At 70.3% G+C, this 4718-nt stretch carries 6 protein-coding genes; 3 read left to right on the forward strand and 3 right to left on the reverse strand.

Annotation, left to right across the window (positions count from 1 at the left end):
• Both DEIPI_RS31635 and DEIPI_RS0115740 read left to right on the forward strand, forming a co-directional pair.
• The coding region (locus tag DEIPI_RS31635; RefSeq protein WP_157463724.1) for an MFS transporter at positions 1 to 874 on the forward strand (874 nt) is incomplete at its 5' end.
• 510 nt (positions 875 to 1384) lie between these two features.
• Positions 1385 to 1795 carry a VOC family protein gene (locus DEIPI_RS0115740; RefSeq protein ID WP_045234446.1) on the forward strand — a complete coding sequence of 137 codons (411 nt, stop codon included), beginning with the start codon at positions 1385 to 1387 and terminating at the stop codon, positions 1793 to 1795.
• 79 nt (positions 1796 to 1874) lie between these two features.
• Here DEIPI_RS0115740 and DEIPI_RS36755 read toward each other — a convergent pair whose 3' ends face one another.
• Both DEIPI_RS36755 and DEIPI_RS31640 read right to left on the reverse strand, forming a co-directional pair.
• Positions 1875 to 2189, reverse strand: coding sequence for a Type 1 glutamine amidotransferase-like domain-containing protein (locus DEIPI_RS36755; protein WP_281173229.1), 315 nt, complete (start codon positions 2187 to 2189; stop codon positions 1875 to 1877).
• Between the two features lie 94 nt (positions 2190 to 2283).
• Entirely contained in the window at positions 2284 to 2853 is a 570-nt protein-coding gene (locus tag DEIPI_RS31640) for a DUF1990 domain-containing protein (RefSeq protein ID WP_052351770.1), read from the reverse strand.
• A 67-nt stretch (positions 2854 to 2920) separates the two neighbouring features.
• On the opposite strand from DEIPI_RS31640, the gene DEIPI_RS0115750 reads away from it, so the two are divergent.
• Positions 2921 to 3916: a phosphotransferase enzyme family protein gene (locus DEIPI_RS0115750; RefSeq protein WP_027482413.1), complete on the forward strand. Its 996-nt coding sequence runs from the start codon at positions 2921 to 2923 to the stop codon at positions 3914 to 3916.
• A 12-nt stretch (positions 3917 to 3928) separates the two neighbouring features.
• On the opposite strand, the gene DEIPI_RS31645 is transcribed toward DEIPI_RS0115750, so the two are convergent.
• Positions 3929 to 4718, reverse strand: a 790-nt coding sequence (locus DEIPI_RS31645) for an NAD(P)-binding domain-containing protein (RefSeq protein ID WP_045234447.1), incomplete at its 5' end; no start/stop codon positions are given.

A 4718-nucleotide genomic window follows, 5' to 3' on the forward strand; every position in this document is an offset into this window, starting at 1 on the left:
CGGCGAGCGCCGGGAAAGCACCCTCGACGCCCTGTCCGTCCCGCTCGCCGCGCTCGGCTTCGGCGGCCTCGTCTACGGCCTCAGCACCATCGGCACGCCCGCCGGACTCGCGGGCGCCGCGTGGCCACTCGGACTCGGCGTGGTGGCCCTCGCGCTGTTCACGTGGCGTCAGCTTCGCCTCGCGCGGCGGGACGCGGCCCTGCTGGACCTGCGCGCCTTCCGCTTCCCGGCGTTCACGCTGGGCGTGCTGCTGATGATGATCGCGATGACGGCGCTGTTCGGCGGGGCGATCCTGCTTCCGCTGTACTTCCAGACGATCCGCGGCCTCGACACCCTCCAGACCGGCCTGCTGCTGCTGCCCGGCGGGCTCGTGATGGGCCTCCTGGCGCCCCTCGTCGGTCGGCTCTTCGACCGCGTGGGACCCCTGCCATTGGTCGTGCCGGGCGCCGTCCTGATGACGGCCGTGCTGTGGGCCTTCGGCGGCATCGACGCGCGCACGCCCGTGTGGCTGCTGCTCGGGCTGCACCTCGTGCTGAGCGTCGGTCTGGCGCTGCTGTTCACCCCGGTGTTCACCAGCACCCTTGCGCCGCTGCCCGCACGGCTGCACTCGCACGGCAGCGCGATTCTGAGCACCGCGCAGCAGGTGGCGGGCGCGGTGGGCACCGCGCTGCTCGTCACCGTCATGACTGCCCGAACGGCCGCACTCACGCGGGGGGGTGCGTCTCCGGTCGCGGCGCAGACCGCGGGGTTGCAGGCGGCCTTCGTCCTCGCGGCGGTCATCGCGGTGCTCGCGGTGCTGCTCGCGCTGCTTCAGCGCCGCTCCACGGCGGGCCCGGGTCTCCACGAAGACGGGGCCCTGAACGCCGCCGACTGAGACGCCGGGCGGTCGACGTCCGCCCTCACGCCCTGCACGTCATGAACGCGGCCGGACCCTTCCATGAGGTCCGGCCGCGTCATTCCATCTTCGAGTTCGTCGCCGAACCCGCGTGCCACGCCCAGACTCAAGGCACCTGGGAGAGCTCCTCCTCGATCGCCTGTTGGAACACCGCGCGTCGACGCGCCTGGTACTCGGCCATCGCTTGTCGCCGTGCCCGTCCGAGCCGCTGCTGGAGCGCCTCCGCGCGTCCCGCGAACACCTGCTCGATCTGCTCCCTCGCCGCTCGGCTTGACCCTCAAAACGCCTGACGTTTCGTCCTGTCGAACGTTCGCCGACGACGTTGTCAGGCACCACATCCAGACGAGGCATCTTCCCGGTCTGCTCTGAACTCGATCGCCCCCGTTCGACTTCACCGCCTTCACCTCCCATGACGGGTGATGTATGGTTCGAGCGGAACGTCCCCAACAGCCACCGTCCTCGAAAGCCCCACAACGATAGGAGCACGTTATGTTCACACAGGAATCCCCCGGCTCGTCCTGGGTCAGTGGCATCTACGCGGTCACCGCGTTCACCGAAGACCTGCAAGCCACGCGCCAGTTCTATCTGCACGTGTTCGGTTTACCCGTGGTGTTCGAGGACGAGCATTCCGTCGTATTCCAGTTCGGTTCGACCCTGATCAACCTTCTGCGTGTCAGTGAGGCGGACGCCTTGGTTGCCCCTGCAAAGGTGGGCGCGGCGACGTCAGGGGCTCGGATGGTGTTCACGATACACGTGCAGGACGTGGACGCCCTGTGTGCGGAGCTCGTGGAGCGTGGAGTGACGTTGCTGAATGGTCCGCTGGATCGTCCCTGGGGTGTGCGCACAGCAAGCTTTCGTGATCCTGCAGGTATCATCTGGGAAATCGCAAAACAGGCCTGAATCGGTCTTTGATGAGCGGAGCCGTCAAGGGCGGCAGTCGCAGCCCTCGATGGTCCAGAAGAACCCCGAGGGGTGCGGGTCAACGATCATCTCGAGAAACCTCCGCTTGTGGTTGCCACAGCTGCCAATGCCCCTCGGAGATGACTTCTACCCTGCCATTCGATTCTTTGACCGCGGTTTGATCGTCGATCCCGTAGGTGGGTACGGGAACCCGCGCAGCCATCTTACCGACACGATCCGAGGAGCTTTCCGGGTGACGCTCGTGGTCGAGATGAGGGAGCAAGGCGAAGTCAACCAGCCCCAGTCCCTGGTCGATCACGAACCCCTGATCCGGGTCATTGTACGTCTCGCCGAACACTGGAGCCGTGACCATGCTGCCAGCGCTGATTCCCACATGGACGGCCAGCGGGTGCCGCGAGGAGGTCGAGAGAAGAGCGTCGGTGATGCGCTTTGGGCAGCGTCGGGCCGCAAGGGCAATGGGCGCCGGTTCAGCCGCACCTCGTCCGCATCGCGCGTACGGCGAGACGGGCGAACCGGCGCTGCAGCAGGCGCATCGGCACGAAGCCGAGCCTCGCGAGCAGACCGTTCGGACGGGAGAACGCCTTGATCCGGAAGGTCACCGCGTCGTCGTCGTGCAGGCGCACCTCGAAGCGCTCCTCGCCGCGCGCGGCATGCGGATCGAGCGTGCCGTACGCGAACGCGCACACGCGCGGCGCGTCCTCGACGTACACCACACGGCAGACGTTGAGCGAGTGCAGCCCGGCGACCCGCGCGTGCAGCAGCAGCACCTGCCCCTCGAACGGAGGCGCGTCCGCACCGTGAAGGGTGAGCCAAGGCTGATCGAAGGGCGTCCAGACACGCAACAGGTCACGCGCGCGTTCGAAGGTGGCGCGCCCCTCACCGAGCGCCGCAGCCGTGACGTCGAGACGGTACCCGGCGGGCACCAGGCCGCGCGTCGCGCAGGGTTCGGGGTACGTCAGGGACGCCGCGTGCGCCGCCTCGAGCGCTCGGGCACGTTCGGGCGGGGACGGGGACCGCAGGGACAGACGGAGGGGCACCCGTCGAGCGTAACGGACGAAGCGGCCGAACAGGCCGGGTCGCGGCGTGAATGCGTAGAATCACCGTGTGACGCTCGCTGATCCTTCCCTGCCCCCGGACAGCGTCGTCCGGGAGGTCCTGTCGCGCTTCGGCGTCGCGGGGGCCCGCACCACGCTGCTGCGCCGCGGGGACAACACCGTCTACCGCGTCGACCTCCCGGACGGAGGGAAGCGGGCGTTGCGGCTCCACACGGCCGCGCGGCACGCCCGGTCGAGGCTCGAAGCGGAGCTCGTGTGGCTGGAGTACCTCTCGGCGCGGCTGTCCGGAAGGGTGCCGGGGGCCACACGGGCCGAGACGGGCGAACTGGTCGTGGACGTCGCGCTGCTCCCGTCCGGTAAAGCGACCCTGTGCAGCCTGCTCACGTGGGTCGAGGGCGAGCCCCTGGCGGAGGACGTGGAATTCACACGGGAGCAGGCCGCGTGGGCAGGCGAACTGCTCGGTCGGGTGCACACGCTCTCCGGACACTTCGACCCGGGCGGCCCGCTCGATCGGCCCACGTACGACGCGGCCTACTTCGCCCTCTGCGGCCGGGAGCTCCGGGCGTCCCTCCCACCGGAGGGGTGGCCACCGGAGCGGTCGGACGTCCTGCTGGAGAACCTGGAGATCATCGGGGCGCTCCTGGGGGACTGGACGAGCCTGCCCGGCGGGTACGGGCTCGTCCACGCGGACGCGCACCCGGGCAACTTCGTCACGCAGGGCGGCACGCTGGGCCTGCTCGACTGGGACCGCTGCGGGTTCGGGCCGTTCCTCCTCGACGTCGCGGGCGTGACGCTCGCGCTGGACGAGGCCGAACGGGACGCGTTCCTCACGAGCTACTCGCGGGTACGTCCCCTGCCGGAGGGAAGCCGGGAAGCGGTGCGCGCGCTCCGGTTGCTCGCCGCGACGGAGAATCTGGCGTTCCTCGCGCGCCGCGAGCACGAGCGTCCCTTCGTGCTGGGCGCGCTCCTCGTGCTCGAAGACCTCGCGGCGACGTGGCGCCGGGAACTGCCGGACGTACGGACGGACGGCCTCGGCGGGCGTTGAGGCCGCGCGAGGTCAACGCCTTCCCAGGAAGCCCAGCAGTTCCGTCGCGGCGGCGCGTCCGGCGCGGTTCGCGCCGATCGTGGACGCCGACGGCCCGTAGCCCACGAGGTGCACGCGCGGGTCACGCGCGACCTGCGTCGCGAGCCGTCCCGTCATGGTGATGCCGCCGGAAGGCTCGCGCAGCATCAGGGGCGCGAGGTGATCGAGCGCGCCTCGGAAGCCCGTGCACCACAGGATCACGTCCGCGGCGAGGTCGCGTCCGTCCGACCAGCGCACGCCCGTCTCCGTGATCTCGTCGAACATCGCGAGGCGGTTCAGGACGCCGCGCTCGCGCATCGCGCGAACCTGCGGCGTGACGGGCAGCCCCGTGACGGACACCACCGACGCGGGCGGCAGGCCGCGCCGCACGCGGTCCTCCACCAGGGCGACCGCCGCGCGGCCCGCCGCCTCGTCGAAGGGCCCCTCGCGGAAGACCGGTTCACGGCGCGTCACCCAGGTGGTGCGGGTCACGCGTGAGATCTCGTCGAGGAGCTGCACGGCGGAGATGCCCGCCCCCACGACGATCACGTGAAGACCCACGAACGCCTGCGCGTCCCGGTAGTCGCGGGTGTGGAGTTGCCGGCCGCGGAAGAGGTGCGCGCCGGGCACGTCGGGAACGTACGGCGCCTCCCACGTGCCGGTCGCGTTGATCAGCCCGCGCGCGGAGAGGACGCCGCGGTCCGTCTCCACCCGCAATCTCGCGCCGCGCGCGCTCACGAGCGTCACGCGGACCGGGCGGACCACGCGCAGGTCGAAGGTGCGC

Source organism: Deinococcus pimensis DSM 21231 (assembly GCF_000519345.1).
In the GTDB taxonomy this organism is placed as follows: Bacteria; Deinococcota; Deinococci; order Deinococcales; family Deinococcaceae; genus Deinococcus_A; species Deinococcus_A pimensis.

Coding starts and splice junctions, on each gene's coding strand:
- DEIPI_RS0115740 (WP_045234446.1), top strand. CDS start 1,385: ATGTTCACACAGGAATCCCCCGGCTCGTCCTGGGTCAGTGGCATCTAC.